We start from the raw sequence: 17,173 nt of genomic DNA, 5'->3' as shown, positions 1-17,173 counted from the left end.
ACTACCGGCGCTGTATTGCATCGGTCGGACTGGGTTGGTGTCTGTCTAAATACCGCGGATCAGTCTTCGACGATCTCCGCGTCCACGATGTCATCGTCGTTGCCGCTGGAAGGCGAGCCGGCGGCGTCGTCGTGGGACGAGGTAACCGTGAGGCCCTCGGTGGCGACGTCAGGGTTGACGTCCACGACCACCGTGTCACCGTCCACGATGTTTCCGGAGAGCAGGCCGCGAGCCAGGCGGTCGCCGATCTCGCGCTGCACCAGACGGCGAAGCGGGCGAGCACCGTAGGCGGGATCGTAACCGGCCAGGCCCAACCATTCGCTGGCTGCCGAGGTGACATCCAGCGTCAGACGGCGCGGTTCAAGCCGCTTGGCGAGCTGAGCCACCTGGATGTCGACGATCTTGGCGAGGTCCTCGACCGACAGCGGATCGAACATGATGATGTCGTCCAGACGGTTCAAGAATTCGGGCTTGAACGAGGCATTGACCACGTTCATGACCGCTTCCTTCTTCTGCTCCATGTCCAAGTTCTGGTCGACCAGGAACTGGCTGCCCATGTTCGAGGTCAGAATCAGGATCACGTTGCGGAAGTCCACGGTGCGGCCCTGGCCGTCGGTCAGACGCCCGTCATCGAGGACCTGCAACAGGATGTCGAAGACCTCGGGGTGAGCCTTCTCCACCTCGTCCAACAGGACCACCGAATACGGACGACGCCGCACGGCTTCGGTCAGCTGGCCGCCCTCGTCGTAGCCGACGTAGCCCGGAGGGGCACCGACCAGACGGGAGACGGAGTGCTTCTCCGAGTATTCGGACATGTCGATACGAATCAGAGCGCGCTCGTCGTCGAACTGGAAATCTGCGAGGGACTTGGCCAGCTCGGTCTTACCGACACCGGTGGGGCCCAGGAACAGGAACGACCCGATGGGGCGGTCCGGGTCCGAGATCCCGGCACGCGAACGACGAACGGCATCCGCCACGGCGCGCACAGCGGGCTTCTGGCCGATCAGACGCTTACCGAGGATCTCCTCCATGTCGAGGAGCTTCTCGGACTCACCTTGCAGCATCTTGCCCGCGGGGATACCGGTCCAGGCGGAAATCACCTCGGCAATGTCATCCGCGGTGACCTCTTCCGAGACCATGGTGTCCTCGGGGGTTTCACCGGCCTCTTCCTCCTGCGCCTGTGCAGCGTCAAGGTCTTTCTGCAGACCAGGAATCTCGCCGTACAGCAGTCGCGAAGCCTCCCCCAGATCACCGTTGCGCTGGGCGCGTTCGGCCTGCGAGCGCAGGTCGTCGATCTTGGCCTTGAGATCACCGACGCGGTTCAAACCGGCCTTCTCGGCTTCCCAACGAGCGTTGAGTGCATCCAATTCGGCCCGCTTGTCCGCCATGTCCTGGCGAAGCGCTGCAAGGCGTTCGACGGACGCCGGGTCCGTTTCGTCCTCGAGGGCAAGTTCCTCCATGGTCAGGCGGTCCACCTGGCGGCGCAGCTGGTCGATCTCCTCCGGGGCGGAGTCGATCTCCATACGCAACCGCGAAGCGGCCTCATCCACCAGGTCAATGGCCTTGTCCGGCAGCTGACGGCTCGGGATGTACCGATTGGACAGCGTGGCTGCTGCAACCAGTGCCGAGTCCGCAATCTGCACCTTGTGGTGTGCCTCGTAGCGTTCCTTAAGGCCACGCAGGATGGCCACCGTGTCTTCCACCGATGGCTCACCCACGTACACCTGCTGGAAGCGGCGTTCCAGGGCGGCGTCCTTCTCGATGTTCTGGCGGTACTCGTCCAGGGTGGTCGCACCGATCAGGCGCAACTCGCCGCGCGCCAGCATGGGCTTGAGCATGTTGCCCGCGTCCATGGAACCCTCCGAGGCACCGGCGCCGACCACGGTGTGAATCTCGTCGATGAAGGTCACGATCTGACCTTCGGACTGCTTGATCTCATCAAGGACGGCCTTGAGGCGTTCCTCGAACTCACCGCGGTACTTGGCACCCGCGACCATCGAGCCCAGGTCCAGGGAGATCAGTGTTTTGCCACGCAGGGACTCCGGTACGTCACCGGCGACCATGCGCTGAGCCAGCCCCTCGACCACGGCGGTCTTACCGACACCGGGTTCACCGATCAGCACGGGGTTGTTCTTGGTACGGCGGGACAGCACCTGGACCACGCGGCGGATCTCGGAGTCACGGCCGATCACCGGGTCCAGTTTTCCGTCACGGGCAATGGCGGTGAGGTCCGTTCCGTACTTCTCCAGGGACTGGAAGGTTCCCTCCGGGTCCGGACTGGTCACCTTGCGATCCCCGCGGACGGCAGGGATCACCCTGCGCAGTTCTGCGGGACCGGCGCCTGCTTCTTCGAGAGCATTCGCGGCCTTGTCACTGCCGGAGGCGACTCCGAAGAGCAAGTGCTCGGTGGAGACATAGTCGTCGCCGAGTTCACGCGCGTAGTTCTCCGCAGCCTGCAGCGCCTGCAGTCCCGCCCGGTTGAGTTGTGCCTGCTGCGTGTTCGCGCCGGAGGCGCTGGGCAGTTGGTTGATGATGTCGCTGGCCTTCACGGAAACGGCGTCCACGTTGGCGCCGGTGGCCTTGAGCACGGCAACCGCCACACCCTCGCGCTGGTCCATCAGCGCCTTGAGCAGGTGTGCCGGTTCGATTTGCGGGTTACCCGCGGTCGAGGCATTCGTGGCCGCTGCAGCCAACGCCTCTTGAGACTTAGTGGTGAATTTGGTGTCCACAGCAGCTCCTTCTGACAGTTGTGATTCTTGCTAGTTCAGCTAAGTTGAGTCTACTACGCTCAAGTCTGAATGTGAAGGGGTCAAACCATGAAAAAGCAAATCGAGGAATGTGATGCCCATGACCCCGCACCCCAGGTTCGGTGCTGACAGCGGAAAAGTTAATACGCAACCTTATTTGTTGGGAAAAGATCTGTACCCTTATCAAGTCGACCATGTGTTGTATGAAAGGTGCCACTATGAGCAACAAGAACAACCAGCGTCCGGGCGGCCAGAAGGCCAACACCCAGGGTTCCACCGAAGTGCCTTCCAAGAAGGACATCGCGGCAGAATCCAGCAAGGCCGAAGGTCAGCAGCTCAAGAACGAGGCAGCCGGATCCGGCCGCCGAGTGAAGGAGACGGCCAAGGACCAGGCCGTAGCCGCCAAGGACGAAGCCGCACACCAGGCCAAGGATCTCCTGGGCCAGCTCAAGGACGACCTGCAGAGCTACGTGGGCCCGCAGCAGGAGCGTCTCGCGTCCACCGCGCGCTCCGTGAGCGACGAGGTCAACGCCATTTCTCAGGGCAAGAAGCCCGAAACCGACTACGTATCCGGTCTGCTCGGCAATGTCTCCGGCACCGTTGATTCGTTTGCTTCCTCCCTCGAGAACAAGAACGCTGAGGATCTGCTCGGCGACGTTCGCCGTTTCGCCGCTCGCCGTCCCGGTACCTTCCTGGCGATCGCCGCGGGCATCGGCCTGCTGGCCGGCCGCGCAACTCGCAGTGCCAAGGACAGCGACGAGATCGGCAACAGCAACAACGCCGCTGCCGTCAATCAGCCGCGCGTCTACGGCACTCCCGCTGCGGACGAGACCTACGCCTACCACGCTGACGCACAGGGTCAGGCTCCCCGCACCTACACCGACCAGGTTCCCGGTTCCGTTTACCCCGGAGAGCACGGTGAGCGTCGATGAGCCACCCCATTCCACCGTCAGAGCCTGAGCAGCGGGCGGAGCACGAGTCGCTCGGTGAGATGTTCAAGTCACTGAGTACCAACCTGACCACCTTGATCCAGCAGGAAATTGCGCTGGCCAAGGCGGAGACAACTCAGTCCGTCGAAAAAGCCAAGGATTCAGCCAAAGACGCCGGTAAGGGCGCGGGCATCCTGGGCGGTGCCGGTGTCGCCGGCCACTTCGTCCTCTTGTTCTTGTCCCTCGCACTCATGTGGGGCCTGGGCAACGTGATGGGCCTGGGCTGGTCCGCGTTGATCGTCGCGGTCCTCTGGGCGATCATCGCTGCGGTCCTCGCCGTAGTGGGCAAGAAGAATCTCGACCAGGGCAAGCGGAAGATGGCTCACGCCACTCGCGATCCGCTGCCGAGAACCCGCGAAACCGTCAGCGAAATCCCGGATACCGTGAAGCCTTCCAAGGAGACCCGATGAGCCAGCAGAACCCCGAAGAAATCCGCGCCGAGATCGAAGCTACCCGTGCTCGCCTGAGCGCAGACGTGGACGCCGTCACCGAAAAGGTGACCCCCGAAAACGTCGTGGATCGCCAGAAGAACAAGGCCCGCAACAAGATCCAGGGTGTGCGTGAATCCATCATGGGTTCCGCGGACGACGCCCGTGTCGCCGGCCACCACGCCGCCCACGATCTGCGCGACGAGGCCTCCTACCGCATGGATCAGGCAGGCAACGCCGTCAGCAATGCTCCGGCCGCAGCCAAGGCGAAGACCCGGGGCAACCCGCTGGCCGCCGGCCTGATTGCCCTCGGTGCCGGCTGGCTGGTCGGTTCGCTCCTGCCTTCGAGCAAGAAGGAACAGGAACTCGTGGCCGATGCCGCGGACCGCGTTCAGCCGCACGTCCAGAGCGCCGTGGACTCCACCAAGGAAGCCGCACAGGATATCGCGCAGGACCTGAAGGAGCCGGCCAAGGAAGCCGCGCAGTCCGTCAAGGAGACCGCACAGTCCGGTGCTGAAGAGGTCAAGTCCCAGGGTCAGCGTGAAGCAGACCAGCTCAAGGGCTCGGCTCAGAATTCCGCCAAGAACGTCAAGGACAACACCCAACAGGCCTGATGCCTGACGGTTGTGCATGATGTCGAGGGCCCCTGATCGGAAACGGTCAGGGGCCCTCGACGCGTCCCCACCATCTCACTTAGTGCCTTAAGCTGGACAGTAGATAGTGTCCGTCACCGGTGCCGCATTCCGACACCTCGCCCGCCGTTTCCGAAGGGACCCACCGTGGCCAGCGATTCCCCGTCCGAGCAGCCCACTCCGCGCAAACCGAGCCGGTTCCGTCGCTTCGACAATTTCGTGATGCGCTTCGTGGGCCCGGCCAACCGCAGCTCCATGAATCTGCGCGGCAATACCGAAATGAGTGACGAGGCCAAGGACTGGTACCAGAACCTCCAGGACGACTTCGAGATGGTCAAGGACGCCAACGGCCACACCTACCTGCGCCGCCGCGGCCAATAAATCCCGAGAACGGAATCTGCCCCGCGAATCCTTGAGATTCGCGGGGCAGTCTTGTGAGCGGCGTCGGCGAGCGGGCCGATGCCGCCGCAACCGTCAGTACTTGGCGGACTGCCCGCCGTCGATGGGCAGTACCGTGCCGTTGACGAACGGAGCCTCGCCGGACAGGAAGAACGCGACCACCGAGGCTACCTCTTCAGGCTTGCCGAACCGCTTGAACGGGTTCACGGATACAAACTGCATGCCCGCTTCCTCCCAGTTCTCGGGGTCCATCTGCTTGAGGGACGCCTCGACCATAGCGGTCATGATGGCACCCGGAGCAATGGCATTGATGGTGATGCCGTACTGGCCGTACTCGACCGCCGAGTTGCGGGTCAGGCCCACCACGCCGTGCTTGGAGGCGGAGTAACCGGACTGGTTGCCCACGCCGCGGATGCCGCCCGCGGACGCGCACTTCAGCACGGAACCGTAACCCTGCTCACGCATCACCTTCAGGACGGCCGCCATTCCGTAGAACACGCCGTTGAGGTTGACGGAGAGCACCTTGGAGAATTCATCGGCGCCGAAATCTTCGGTGAGGTTCTGCCGCCCTTCGATTCCGGCGTTGTTGAAGAACCCGTCGATCTTACCGAACTCGTTGACGGTGGCGTCCACGTATTTCTGGACCTGGGCTTCGTCGGAGACGTCGGCGGCCACGGTCAGGATTTTGGCCTCGGGGGCGGTTTCGAGGACCAGCTCCTTGGCGGCTTCCAGTGCGTCTTCCTTGAGGTCCACGAGGACCAGGTTGGCGCCCTCGGAGCCGATGCGAACGGCGGATTCCAGGCCCAGGCCGGATGCTGCGCCGGTGATGATCACTACTTTGTCGGTGAAACGAGCCATGTGATGTCCTTTCCTAGCCGGAGAAGCTGGTGGCGATGGGGCGCGGATCAGCGCCTTCCGTTCCACCGTATCGATCAGACACGAACGCTTCCTTAAGTGTCAGGCCCACACCCCGGAGGTCCCTCGCCGGTGACTACCCAGGAGGTGGGTGTCCACCATGCCGATCGCTTCCATCAAAGCGAACATGGTGGTCGGCCCGACGAACGAGAATCCACGTTTCTTGAGTTCCTTGGACAAGGCCTTGGACTCGTTGGAGACGGTCGGGACCTGCGCGAACGTCTCGGGTCGCGGAGTGTCGGCGGGTTTGAACGACCACACCAGATCCACCAGTCCTCCGTCCTCCCGCAGGGCCACCGTGGCCTTGGCGTTGTTGATGGCCGCGACGATCTTCTGTCGGTTCCGGATGATGCGGGCGTCCTCCAACAGTCTGTCCACGTCCGCTTGGCCGAACTCCGCCACGATGCCCGGGTCGAAGTTCTTGAACACTTCCCGGAAGGCCGGTCGCTTGGCCAGGACCGTGTGCCACGACAGCCCGGCCTGGAACGCCTCTAGCGTCACCCGTTCGAACATCCCGGTCTCGTCCCGGACTGGCATGCCCCACTCGGTGTCGTAGTAGTCGCGCAGCAACGGGTCCTTGGCGGCCCACACGGGCCGCGCGAGCCCGTCCTCGCCGATGACCAGATCAGGATTGCTCGCCACGCGAGTGCCCCTTCCCCACGGCCGGTGCCGTGAGCTCGAAAAGTTCGCAGGCGGCGTCGTAATAAGCCTCGCTCAGCCCCAGGTGCGTCATGCCCAGTCGCAGGCACACCGCTTGGGATGGCTTGTTGGCCGGATTGGTCACGGCCACTACGCGATCGAGACCGGCCGCGAAAGCGTGCTCCAGGACCACCCGCGCTGCTTCGGTTGCGTAACCGCGGCCCCAGTGGTCGGGGTGGAAATGCCAGCCGATTTCGATGTCCCGCTCCGCCTTGGTACCGCTGTCGGGAATGGGTTTGAGCAGCAGAGACCCCGTCATGGTTCCGTCCGCCAGGCACACCGCCCACAACCCCTGCACCGGATCGGCCACGTAGCGCTCGTTCCACGCCGCGATCTTGGCTCGCGCGGCCTCCGGAGTCCGCACGCGTTGCGCACCGTCGCCCAGGTATCGCTGCACGTCCGCGCGCGAATAGAGGTCCTGGACGAACGCGGCGTCGTCGACCGAGTAGGGTCGCAAGATCAGTCGCGCCGTCTTCAGGGGTCGCGTCACTGCAGGTTCGATTCCGACGACGCCGCTGCGCCGCCTTCCTGTCCAGACTCACCACGGGCGTGCTGGGCCTCCATACGATCAAGCAGCTCGTCCTCGCTGAGCGGTTCTCCGCTCATGGCCCGCCGGGTGTTACGGAGATCGGTGAGCGCCAGCAGCACCAGGGCGACCGCCATGGCCATGGAAATCACACCGAAGGTATTGGCGAAACCATAGGAGATGCCCAACATGTCCGGGCCGGTCAGGGCGGTGAACACGGATTCTGGACCGTCCGGCGTGGAGTCCGGGAGGAAGAATCCGAAGAGCGCGGTGACGATCCATGAACCAATCGCCGTGAGACCCGCGCGCTGGGTGACCGCTTGGGAGGGGTAGAACTTGGCGTCCTTGCTGAACAGCACCGCGGCCACCGTGTGCAGCACCATGAGCGGAAGTCCCAACGCGAAGGCGTAAACCCACACGAGCGACCCCAGTGCATCCACGAGGATCCGCCCGAAGACGACCCAGATCACCAACACCATGGCCACCGTGGACATCATCCCCGGCAACGCGCGTCGCCATGCAGAACCGGATCGGTGCAATTCGCGGGGATGCATTTCGTAGGTGCTCATGTCTTCATCGTAAGTGCGCCGCCATCGAAGATTGCGACCTCCCTGCCCAGACAACAAGGTGAATTACGGCCCCACCGCTCTTGAGTGATTCAATTTATGCTGCAAAGATTGATGCATGTCATCCCCACAAAAGACCCGGCGTCTATCCCTCCCCCTCTCAGATCGGGACGAAGCAGATCTTGAGGCTCTCAGACGAGCGCCCGAGGTACTTGAGACCCTCCCCGGTAACGTCTCCGAAAAGTCATCCGATGCGGCCCTTCTTCATGCGGTTGTTGAAATGGGCTTCCAGCGAATTCGCGAGTTCCATATGGACCTTCAGTACGCCCAAATCGCAGTGGAAATCCAAGACTCCCGGGATAGTCGACGCAAGCGGGCTACCCAACGGCCTCGCGGCACAGCGGGCCCCCAGTGACCCGGATGCTCCGGGGGCAAATTTGGGAAGCGACACTGGATCAGACCGTGGGCTCGAAAATGTGGGTCGTCGTCTCTCACAATCCTCGAAATAGAAACTTCGACACCGCGCTTGCGGTTCGCGTGACCACGACAAACCGCCATGCGAACCTTCCGACAGTTATCGCCCTCCCCGCGGGCGAGAGCATTCACGGATGGATCGTATGCGATTCCTTGACGGAACTCTGGGATGAAGATCTCAACCAAGCTGAACCCGCAGGGGCACTGAGCCCCCGAACCATGAATCTCATCGCACCCGGACTGATGGCAGCCCTCGGGCTGTCCCCAAGCGGCTGAGTATCCTAGCGCCCACCTCACGAAGACCAGCTGTCGCCCTATCTTGGCGCCAGTCACGCCCACTTTGGTGTCAGATGCGGCCAGTACAGTGACACTATGACCGCTACTTCATTCCCTCGCGCAGTACTTTTCGACCACGACGGAACCCTGGTGGACACCGAGCCCCTGTGGGCCCAGGGCAAGGAGCAGTTGGCGGCAACGCACGGCGGGGAATGGACCCAGGCCGATACGGACGCGACCCTGGGCAAGCCCATCGCCAAGACGGTCGAGCGCCTCAGCGAGCTCGGTGTTCCCGGTGACCTGGACCAGGTGTTCCAGGAGTTCTACACCGTGCTCGAGAAGATCCTCGAAGAGAACCCTCCGGGCTTTATCGCGGGCGTCGAGCCGCTGCTCAAAGACCTCGCGGAGGCCGGGATCCCCGCGGCGATCGTTACCAATGCGACCACGGACGTCGCCAAGTACACGGCATCGATCGCGCCGGACAACCTTTTTCAGGTGATCATCGGTGACCAAGAGGTCGCCGCGGGTGTGAAGCCCAAGCCTGATCCGGACGCCTACCTCCAGGCCGCCAAGCGCCTGGGTGTGGAGCCGCAGGACTGCGTGGTCATCGAGGATTCCCCCTCGGGCGCACAATCCGGCGTTGCCGCAGGCATCATCACCGTGGCGGTCCCGGGCGAACAGGAGATCCCACCCCAGCCCGGTGTGGTGCACGTTCCCAACCACTCGGAGCTCACCCTGGACTTCCTGAGGATGCTCAAGCCGTGACGCTCACGCGCTGAATAGCTGAACAGCACTTTCAGACGACAGAAAGTAGGGCGGCCAGTTTCGATCGAAACTGGCCGCCCTACTTGATCAGTGCCCGAGTTTAGCGGGTGCCCTGGTCCTGGCGATTCGCCCGACGACGGCGCTGTGCCGCGGCGGTTGCGCGATCCGGAGTCTGACCGGACGAGTGCGAACGCTGGCCGGAGCCGCTGCGCTCACCGCGAGGCTTGTCGCTGCGAGCGCCCGATGCCGAACCGGAACCCTGCGACTTGCCGCCGAAGCGACGGTTGCCGGAACCGGCGGCGTCGGAACGGGACACGTTGCTGCGCGCACCGCCCGAACGGGTACCACCGGAACGCTTGCCCTCGGTGCGAGCCTCACCGCCGCGAGGGGAACCGTCTCGCTCGGAGCGGGAACGGCCTGAGCCGGAACGGCCACCATTGCGGCCGCCGGAGCGAGCGGCGTCGTTACGGCCACCGGAACGACCACCCGAGCGCGGCTTGGAACCACGGCCGCCCTGGCCGCCACCGTTACCGGACTGGGGCGCGGGCTGGTAGGCAACGCGCTCGGCGCGCTCGCCCACCAGGTCCGCGACGATCTCGGAACCGGGAGATACGGCGTCAATGCGAGCGCGTACGCCGGCCTTCTGCATGAGCTTGTCCACGTCGCCGCGCTCTTCGGTCGTGGAAATGGTGATCACGGAACCGGAAGCGCCGGCGCGAGCCGTACGACCGGAGCGGTGCAGGTAGGACTTGTGCTCGGCGGGCGGGTCGATGTGAACGACCAACTCCACGTAATCAACGTGCACGCCGCGGGCGGCCACGTCAGTGGCCACGAGCACGCGCACCTCGCCCTCGGAGAACGCGGCCAGGTTGCGGTCACGAGCGTTCTGCGACAGGTTGCCCTGCAAGTCGACCGCGGGGATACCCGACTGGTTGAGCTTCTTGGCCATCTTCTTGGCGCGGTACTTGGTGCGCGTGAACATCACGCGGCGACCGGTACCGGAGGCCAGGGTCTCGATGAGCGCCTGCTTGTCGTCGTTGTTCACGACCAGCACGTGGTGATCCATGGTGGTCACCGCTGCCTTGGCAACGTCCGCCGAGTGCAACACGGGATTGCTCAGGAACTTCTTGACCAGGGTGTCCACGCCATTGTCCAAGGTTGCGGAGAACAGCAGACGCTGGCTTCCTTTGGGCGTGCGGGACAGGATTCGGGTGACCACGGGCAAGAAGCCCATGTCGGCCATGTGATCGGCCTCGTCGAGGACCGTCACGCGGATCTCATCCAGGGTCAGAACGCCTTGTTTGAGCAGGTCATCCAGGCGGCCCGGGCAAGCCACCACGATGTCAACGCCCTTGGCGAGTTCCTGCTCCTGGCGCTTCTGGGACACACCGCCGAAGATCACGGTGGTACTCAGGCCGGCGGCCTTGGCCAGCGGGGCCACGGTGCGGTCGATCTGGGTTGCTAGCTCGCGGGTGGGAGCCAGCACCAGCCCGGTGGGGCGGTTGGCGCGACGAGGTGCGCGAGCGGCGTCGTCGACCATGCCAGCCAGGCGAGCCACGAGCGGCAACGCGAAGGCCACGGTCTTGCCGGAGCCTGTGCGACCACGGCCCAGGACGTCCCGGCCGGCCAGCGAATCGGGAAGGGTTTTTTCTTGAATGGGGAAGGCTTCGGTGATGCCGGTACGGGCAAGGTCAGCCGAAAGGACCTCGGGCACGCCGAGGTTTACGAAATTAGTAGACAAGGAAAGTCTTTCAGGTTGGTCCACGCGAAACGATTCCGCGCGCACGCGCCATAAGCCAAATCTGGGGCGCGAACTGCGCGCCTTGGACCGGCGCGCCAACCTCGTGAAATGCACGAGGGAACTTAGCCAGTGTACACACGTCACCTACTGGCGGGTTAGGACGCATGCCACAGGCCCACTCACCACTGACTGGGAACAGGCGTGCGGCCCGGACCTTTTCCAGGCTCCGGGCCGCACGTTTCAGAGACGCGACGGATCAGATGGCCGTGTAGCCACCGTCCACCAGGTAGTAGCCGCCGGTCATGAAGGATGCGCCCTCCGACAGCAAGAACGTGGTCAGCTGCGCGACCTCTTCCGAGGTGCCCAGACGACCCATGGGGTGGGCGTTGATCAATGCTTCCTTGGCACCGGCAGGGAGGTTCGCGAGCAACGGGGTTTCGATGTACGCCGGACCCACCGCGTTGATGCGCACTCCGCGCTGTCCGTAGTCCACGGCGGTCTGCTTGGTCAGGCCCACCACGCCGTGCTTGGCGGCGGTGTACGCGCTGTTTCCGACACCGGTGGCCACGGTCGAGTGGATCGAGCCGATGTTCACGATGGCCCCACCGCCATGCTGCTCGATCACCGGAAGTTCGGCGGCCATGCCGTACGCAACACCGTTGAGGTCGATGGCCACGGTGCGGTCCCACGCGTCCATATCGGTCTCGCCCAAGGCCTCGACCTGGCCGCCCACACCCGCATTGTTGACGGCGTAGTGCAAGCCACCGTAGGTCTGCACGGCAAAGTCCACGGACGCCTGCGCATCCTCGCGCTTGGAGACGTCCTGGCGAATACCTGCGGCGTCACCACCGGCGGCCATGATGGCCTGGACCACGTTGTCGATACCGGTCGAATCGATGTCGGTCACCACGACCTTGGCACCGCGCCTGGCCAGATCCTTGGCAATCGCCTCACCGATTCCCGACGCCGCTCCGGTCACCAATGCCACGCGCCCGCTGAACTCAGACATATCCACTCCTTCTCTTCGGGATCACTTTCTCCCTTCAAGTCTTAGTGTTTTCGCGCACAAATGCCAGGGATGCTCCTGTGTTGTTGGCCGGTCTCGCAGACAGCGGAAGCGGCCTGGGAATCCCGGGCCGCTTCCGCTGGTTCTCACTGCTCACCCGTGGTGATCAGTTGCTGATAGCTGAGGAGTCAGTCCACTTCGTCGGCCGCCTTCTCCGCGTCCTTCTCGGCACGCAGTTCTTCGGAGGCTTTTTCTTCTTCGGCCTTTTCCTCGAGCACTACCTCGGTGAGGAGCTTGGTCATTTCCTTGGCCACGCTGCCGGCGGACTGCGGGTTCTGGCCCGTGACCAGGTGGTCGTCCACCTGCACGTTGTCTTCCCAGTTATCGGCGACCTTGACCGTGGCACCCTGCTCTTCGAGCTTGTCCTGGAGCAGGTAGGGAACCACCTTGGTCTTGCCCACTTCTTCTTCCTCCGCGTTGGTGAACGCTGCTACCTTGCGGCCGGACAGCAGACCGATACCGTTGGCGAGCTCCACGTCCACCAGGCCGGAAGGACCGTGGCAGACCGCGCCGACCACACCGCCGCTGTCGTACACGGTCGCGATCAGCTTCTGCAGATTCTTGTTGCCGGTGAAGTCCCACATGGTTCCGTGGCCGCCCACCAGGAACACGGCGTGGTACTGCGAGGGATCCACCACGGCGATCTTGGGGGTGTTGTAGAGGGATGCTTTAACGGTCTCGTCGGTGGTGAACTCCACCTGAATGGGGTCTTCCTCATCCAGCCCGTCCTGTGGCGGCTGGCCACCCTCGATGGACGCGAAGTCCACGAAGTATCCGGCGTCGCGGAACACCTTCCAGGGGTGTGCCGCCTCACCCACGAAGTAGCCCGTGGCCTCTCCGGTGTCGCCCAAGGTGTCATGGCTGGTCAGTACCAACAGAACCTTCTTCATGGTTCCAATATCCATGTATGCTCCTTTCGCCCGGCGCACATGCTGCGCGCTCGTGAACGAGTTCACCCTAGGCAGGGTGGCCAGTGTGCTTCCAGCGCCGTTCGCTGACGGCACCTTGCCGCAGCAACTGTTGACACATCACATACATCCGCTGTTAGCATGAAACCGACAATTCACGCGGGTCCTGTAGATCGCCCGTGCTTTCCCACCGAAAGGGCATTGACGTGCGCATTTCCAACGCCATCCTCCGCGCCGTACCCGGCGCATTCCTGCTGCAGTCCGGTTACGGCAAGCTGAGCCTGGACAAAGAGTCCGCAGAGGGCCTCAAGCAGTTCGCCGCGACCGGCGTGCCCCAGTTCGCGGACTGGGATTCCGAGACCTTCGGCAAGTTCATCGCAGGTTCGGAACTGGCCATCGGCGCCATGCTCGTGACCCCGTTCGTCTCCAAGCGCCTGGCAGGCGCCGGTCTGCTGGCATTCTCCGCAGGCCTGCTCACCATGTACTTCCGCAACCAAGAGATGACCCAGGACGACGGCATCCGCCCCTCCGAGTCCGGCATGACCCTGTCCAAGGACGCCTTCATGGCCGCCATTGGTGCAGCCCTGGTGGTCCAGAAGTAGGCTCCTTTCCTATTCGGAACGTACGACGACGCCGCAGCGAGACGCTGCGGCGTCGTCGCCGTTTAAAGCCCCAGACCGTAACGCTCCCGTCTTAAGCGGACTCGCCGTCAGATGAGCGGTAAGTCACAGGTGACTCGCTGGTACGTTAACTGACAATTCGTTGACCCCCTCGAGGAAAGCCGCGACCCCCATGGACACGCTGCAATCAGTAATGGACGCCATCCGAGATGTGATCTGGGGGCCTTGGCTTCTGATCCCCCTGCTCCTGGGAGTGGGCGTCTTCCTGACCATCCGACTGCGCGGCATTCAATTCGTGCTGTTCGGCAAGGCCATGAGCCTGGGCTTCGGACGACGCTCCAAGCAGAACGGCGAAAAAGGCGAGATCTCCTCGTTCGCGGCCATGTCCACCGCACTGGCCGCAACCGTGGGCACCGGCAACATTGTGGGCGTCGCAGCCGCGATCTTCATCGGCGGCCCGGGTGCGTTGTTCTGGATGTGGATCACCGCCCTGTTCGGCATGGCTTCCAAGTACGCGGAGTGCTTCCTGGGTGTCCGATTCCGCACGCGCGACTCGGCCGGTCAGCTCACCGGTGGACCGCAGGTTTACCTGGTGCGCGGTATTCCCAATAAGTTCGGGCGCTTTTTGTCCCTCATGTTCGCAGTGTGCTGCGTGGTGGCGACCTTCGGTATCGGCAACATGACCCAGGGCAACGCCATTGCAAGCAACTTGGAACATACGTTCTCTGTTCCTCCCGTTCTTACTGCTGTAGTGCTCGCCATTGCTACCGGTCTGGCGCTGTTGGGCGGCATTCGCTCGATCGCCAAGGTCACCACGTTGATGGTGCCGCTGATGATCGTGCTGTACATCGTCTCCGGTCTGTACATCATCGGCGTCAATTTCCAGGGCATCCCCGAAGCCTTCCGTTTGATTTTCACCGGAGCGTTCACCCCTATGGGAGCCACCGGTGGCTTCGTGGGCTCCACGATCATGATGGCCATCCAGATGGGCGCAGCCCGATCGCTGTTCTCCAACGAATCCGGCATGGGTACCGCCTCGATTGCGGCATCCGTGGCGCAAACCAACCACCCGGTGCGCCAGGGCCTGGTCTCCATGACCCAGACCTTTGTGGACACCCTGGTGGTCATCTCGATCACCGGTTTCGTCATCCTCACCACAGGCGTGTGGGACCAGGGAGATCCGGGCACAATGACTTCCATCGCCTTCTCCACCGGCCTGCCCGGTGAATGGGGCGGCATTGTGGTGACGATTTGCTTGGTGCTCTTGGGGTACTCCACCGTGCTCGGCTGGGCCTATTACGGCGAGCGCAACATGGAACGTCTGGCGGGTTACAAGGCTGCGGCCATCTACCGCGTGCTCTTCTCGATCGCCGCCGGACTGGGCGCCCTGGCTCCCCTGACCCTGGTCTGGTCCTTCTCGGACATCATGAACGGGCTCATGGCCATCCCCAACCTGATCGGACTGGTGATCCTGTCCGGCCTGGTGGTGCGCGAAACCCGGCTCTACCTCAAGCACGATCCCCACTTCACCGCGACCACCGAAGAGATCGACCGGTTCATGGGTGAGCACCCAGGCGCCTTGGACGCGCAGATCGACCACACCGTGGACCTGACCTCGGAGCAGCCCGCGCTGTCCGAAACCGGTTCCATGTCGATCGTCCAGGCGAACGACTCTGCACACACCCCCAAGCGCCCGGATGCTGCCTCGCCCACGAAGTAGTGATCCCACGTAACGGCCCGGGAAAATGCCAAGCCCGGTGACAGTGGCGGGTGCCCGGGGATGACCCCGGGCACCCGCCACTGTCGTCTCCGCGTCTGCAGCGGTTCTGGGATCTAGGCCCCGCGGCCCACCGAAAGACGCTGGGTCATGGTGTGGGACGCACCGGCGTCCAATCGCACGGCGTTGTCGAGAACGTTGGCGGTCTCGACGCACACCATGGACTGCCACTCGTCATCGGCGAAGTCGTCCATGGCCTTGGACTTCTCGGTCCACGGATTCCACACCACGGTGTTGGCCGAGCCTTCCTTGGCCACGGTAATCGTGCGGGCCATCGCGGGGTCTTTGACCTGGACGGTGTCCTCGGAGTAGTAAACGCGGTCGGTCTCGTCCGTGATGGTGATGGGTCCCGACTGTGACTGTTCCTGCTGGGAAACTTTGTCGAAGTAGCGGGCGCCCTCCAGCCCCTCGATGGCAATCCGCTGGGAGTCGCCCACCGACAAGTAAGTGTGCAGGGCTTCTTCGAACTCGAACGCGGTGGAGCCGGTGTTCGTCACGGTCAGCGACATGGTCAGCTTGGCGCCGAAATCCACGGTGTAGACGGCGCGGAACTTGTGCGGGAACGCGCCGCGCAGCTGCCGGTCGATGTCCTCGTGGGTGAGGATGAAGCGCGCGGTGGCAGCAGCGGCGTCGTCGTAGTTGCGAATCCTGTCCGCGAGCTTCCACTCAGCGATGCGCGCGAAACCGTGAGCGGGCTTCATATCGCCGGAGCGGCCGGGGCCGAACCACGGGAAGCAGATGGGCACACCACCGCGGATTGCATCTCCCACGCTGTCCTTGGCCTGGGACGAAACCCACAACACCGGATCAAAACCGGTGGGCGCCCAGGACATCACGTGCGCGCCATAGGTGCGCACCGTGCCGGAACCGGACGGGCAGAAAAGGGTCAGAGGCGCGGGAAGTCGAGTCATGCCTCCAGCTTAGGCACTGGTCAGCCCTGGGCGGCTCAGCGGAACCGACACATTACCGCTCGAGTTCGGCGTGATCGACCGGCTTCTCCATCTCGGCCTTGAACCACTGGAAGGCCTGCTTGTGGGTTGCCGTGCGGCGCACGAAGGCCCAAGCGATACCCAGTCCGCCCAACCAGATGGGCAGGGACACCAGGCCGGCCGCGGTTTCCGGCTCGGTGGTGAGCGTCCAGACCACGAACGCGAAGAAGGCGAGCACCGCGGCGCACATGAACAGCCCGCCGGGCATCTTGTATTCGGAGGCGGCATGGCGCTGCGGGTGCTTACGGCGATAGCAAATGTAGGACACCAGGATCATGGACCACACGAACATGAACAGCTGGGCGGCCACGGTGGTGATCAGGGTGAAGGCCTCGATGATCGAGTCACCCGCGTAGAGCACGGGGATGGTCAGCAACAGCACGAGCGCCGTGAACCCGAGCGCGCGGGCGGGTACTCCCGCCTTGCTCAGGCGACGGAAGAAACGGGGCGCGCTGCCCTCCGCGGAGAGGCCGAACATCATGCGGGATGTGGAGAACACCCCGGCGTTGGCGGAGGACATTGCGGACGTCAGCAACACGAAGTTCACCACGGACGCGGCACCGGCCAGCCCTACCAAGGAAAACAGGCTCTTCACAATCGAGGGTGTAGTTGCGGTCTGAAGCCGCCGGCCTCGAGCAGGCTGCGGGCGATGTAGT

General features: G+C 63.5%; 18 protein-coding genes. 8 read left to right on the top strand and 10 right to left on the bottom strand.

Annotation, left to right across the window (positions count from 1 at the left end):
• Positions 1–59 precede the first annotated feature (59 nt).
• On the bottom strand, positions 60–2,729 hold the full coding sequence (gene clpB, locus RF638_RS13405; RefSeq protein WP_095796407.1) for an ATP-dependent chaperone ClpB: 2,670 nt from the start codon (positions 2,727–2,729) through the stop codon (positions 60–62).
• Positions 2,730–2,965: 236 nt separating this feature from the next.
• Here clpB and RF638_RS13400 point away from each other — a divergent pair, with 236 nt between their 5' ends.
• From RF638_RS13400 to RF638_RS13385, 4 genes are all read left to right on the top strand, one after another.
• Positions 2,966–3,679: a hypothetical protein gene (locus tag RF638_RS13400; protein WP_129699585.1), complete on the top strand. Its 714-nt coding sequence runs from the start codon at positions 2,966–2,968 to the stop codon at positions 3,677–3,679.
• Complete coding sequence (locus RF638_RS13395) at positions 3,676–4,146, top strand: phage holin family protein (RefSeq protein WP_259916508.1); 471 nt, start codon at positions 3,676–3,678, stop codon at positions 4,144–4,146. The genes RF638_RS13400 and RF638_RS13395 overlap by 4 nt, the downstream gene beginning before the upstream one ends.
• A complete protein-coding gene (locus tag RF638_RS13390; RefSeq protein WP_095796404.1) occupies positions 4,143–4,778 on the top strand; it encodes a DUF3618 domain-containing protein in 636 nt (211 codons plus the stop codon). The genes RF638_RS13395 and RF638_RS13390 overlap by 4 nt, the downstream gene beginning before the upstream one ends.
• Before the next feature lie 165 nt (positions 4,779–4,943).
• A complete protein-coding gene (locus RF638_RS13385; RefSeq protein WP_095796403.1) occupies positions 4,944–5,177 on the top strand; it encodes a hypothetical protein in 234 nt (77 codons plus the stop codon).
• Positions 5,178–5,270: 93 nt separating this feature from the next.
• Here RF638_RS13385 and RF638_RS13380 read toward each other — a convergent pair whose 3' ends face one another.
• From RF638_RS13380 to RF638_RS13365, 4 genes are all read right to left on the bottom strand, one after another.
• Positions 5,271–6,053 (bottom strand): glucose 1-dehydrogenase, encoded by a 783-nt coding sequence (locus RF638_RS13380; protein ID WP_368842221.1) that lies wholly within the window; start codon positions 6,051–6,053, stop codon positions 5,271–5,273.
• A 99-nt stretch (positions 6,054–6,152) separates the two neighbouring features.
• A complete protein-coding gene (locus RF638_RS13375) occupies positions 6,153–6,752 on the bottom strand; it encodes a DNA-3-methyladenine glycosylase I (protein WP_259916499.1) in 600 nt (199 codons plus the stop codon).
• Entirely contained in the window at positions 6,736–7,299 is a 564-nt protein-coding gene (locus tag RF638_RS13370) for a GNAT family N-acetyltransferase (RefSeq protein ID WP_165189173.1), read from the bottom strand. Before RF638_RS13370 ends, RF638_RS13375 begins: the two co-directional genes overlap by 17 nt.
• Positions 7,296–7,904, bottom strand: coding sequence for a hypothetical protein (locus RF638_RS13365; RefSeq protein WP_216823136.1), 609 nt, complete (start codon positions 7,902–7,904; stop codon positions 7,296–7,298). Before RF638_RS13365 ends, RF638_RS13370 begins: the two co-directional genes overlap by 4 nt.
• 417 nt (positions 7,905–8,321) lie before the next feature.
• On the opposite strand from RF638_RS13365, the gene RF638_RS13360 reads away from it, so the two are divergent.
• Positions 8,322–8,651, top strand: a complete 330-nt coding sequence (locus RF638_RS13360) for a type II toxin-antitoxin system PemK/MazF family toxin (RefSeq protein ID WP_368629495.1) — start codon at positions 8,322–8,324, stop codon at positions 8,649–8,651.
• 96 nt (positions 8,652–8,747) lie between these two features.
• Complete coding sequence (locus RF638_RS13355; RefSeq protein WP_095796399.1) at positions 8,748–9,416, top strand: HAD family phosphatase; 669 nt, start codon at positions 8,748–8,750, stop codon at positions 9,414–9,416.
• A 100-nt stretch (positions 9,417–9,516) separates the two neighbouring features.
• Here the strand turns inward: RF638_RS13355 and RF638_RS13350 are convergent, their stop codons facing one another.
• From RF638_RS13350 to RF638_RS13340, 3 genes are all read right to left on the bottom strand, one after another.
• Positions 9,517–11,157, bottom strand: coding sequence for a DEAD/DEAH box helicase (locus RF638_RS13350; protein ID WP_368842219.1), 1,641 nt, complete (start codon positions 11,155–11,157; stop codon positions 9,517–9,519).
• A gap of 256 nt (positions 11,158–11,413) precedes the next feature.
• Complete coding sequence (locus tag RF638_RS13345) at positions 11,414–12,166, bottom strand: SDR family NAD(P)-dependent oxidoreductase (protein ID WP_095796397.1); 753 nt, start codon at positions 12,164–12,166, stop codon at positions 11,414–11,416.
• Between the two features lie 185 nt (positions 12,167–12,351).
• The gene (locus tag RF638_RS13340; RefSeq protein ID WP_095796396.1) at positions 12,352–13,128 is read right to left on the bottom strand and encodes a type 1 glutamine amidotransferase domain-containing protein; all 777 of its coding nucleotides are present in this window, start codon (positions 13,126–13,128) and stop codon (positions 12,352–12,354) included.
• Between the two features lie 209 nt (positions 13,129–13,337).
• Between RF638_RS13340 and RF638_RS13335 the strand changes: the two genes are divergently transcribed.
• A complete protein-coding gene (locus tag RF638_RS13335; protein ID WP_368842218.1) occupies positions 13,338–13,733 on the top strand; it encodes a hypothetical protein in 396 nt (131 codons plus the stop codon).
• A gap of 190 nt (positions 13,734–13,923) precedes the next feature.
• Positions 13,924–15,471, top strand: coding sequence for a sodium:alanine symporter family protein (locus tag RF638_RS13330; protein WP_095796395.1), 1,548 nt, complete (start codon positions 13,924–13,926; stop codon positions 15,469–15,471).
• 113 nt (positions 15,472–15,584) lie between these two features.
• Here RF638_RS13330 and RF638_RS13325 read toward each other — a convergent pair whose 3' ends face one another.
• Together RF638_RS13325 and RF638_RS13320 are read right to left on the bottom strand one after the other, a co-directional pair.
• Positions 15,585–16,439 (bottom strand): D-hexose-6-phosphate mutarotase, encoded by an 855-nt coding sequence (locus RF638_RS13325; RefSeq protein ID WP_095796394.1) that lies wholly within the window; start codon positions 16,437–16,439, stop codon positions 15,585–15,587.
• Positions 16,440–16,491: 52 nt separating this feature from the next.
• The coding region (locus RF638_RS13320) for an amino acid permease (RefSeq protein ID WP_368842217.1) at positions 16,492–17,173 on the bottom strand (682 nt) is incomplete at its 5' end.

The organism is Kocuria sp. CPCC 205235, assembly GCF_040980905.1.
In the GTDB taxonomy this organism is placed as follows: Bacteria; Actinomycetota; Actinomycetes; order Actinomycetales; family Micrococcaceae; genus Kocuria; species Kocuria carniphila.
The sequence above is the reverse complement of the archived record's forward strand: the minus strand, read 5'-3'. Positions and strand labels throughout refer to the sequence as shown.

Bases quoted from the DNA above. Each gene is read 5' to 3' on its own strand.
- RF638_RS13400 (WP_129699585.1), top strand. From the start codon at position 2,966: ATGAGCAACAAGAACAACCAGCGTCCGGGCGGCCAGAAGGCCAACACC.
- RF638_RS13395 (WP_259916508.1), top strand. From the start codon at position 3,676: ATGAGCCACCCCATTCCACCGTCAGAGCCTGAGCAGCGGGCGGAGCAC.
- RF638_RS13390 (WP_095796404.1), top strand. From the start codon at position 4,143: ATGAGCCAGCAGAACCCCGAAGAAATCCGCGCCGAGATCGAAGCTACC.
- RF638_RS13380 (WP_368842221.1), bottom strand. From the start codon at position 6,053: ATGGCTCGTTTCACCGACAAAGTAGTGATCATCACCGGCGCAGCATCC.
- RF638_RS13365 (WP_216823136.1), bottom strand. From the start codon at position 7,904: ATGAGCACCTACGAAATGCATCCCCGCGAATTGCACCGATCCGGTTCT.
- RF638_RS13360 (WP_368629495.1), top strand. From the start codon at position 8,322: ATGCTCCGGGGGCAAATTTGGGAAGCGACACTGGATCAGACCGTGGGC.
- RF638_RS13355 (WP_095796399.1), top strand. From the start codon at position 8,748: ATGACCGCTACTTCATTCCCTCGCGCAGTACTTTTCGACCACGACGGA.
- RF638_RS13345 (WP_095796397.1), bottom strand. From the start codon at position 12,166: ATGTCTGAGTTCAGCGGGCGCGTGGCATTGGTGACCGGAGCGGCGTCG.
- RF638_RS13340 (WP_095796396.1), bottom strand. From the start codon at position 13,128: ATGGATATTGGAACCATGAAGAAGGTTCTGTTGGTACTGACCAGCCAT.
- RF638_RS13330 (WP_095796395.1), top strand. From the start codon at position 13,924: ATGGACACGCTGCAATCAGTAATGGACGCCATCCGAGATGTGATCTGG.
- RF638_RS13325 (WP_095796394.1), bottom strand. From the start codon at position 16,439: ATGACTCGACTTCCCGCGCCTCTGACCCTTTTCTGCCCGTCCGGTTCC.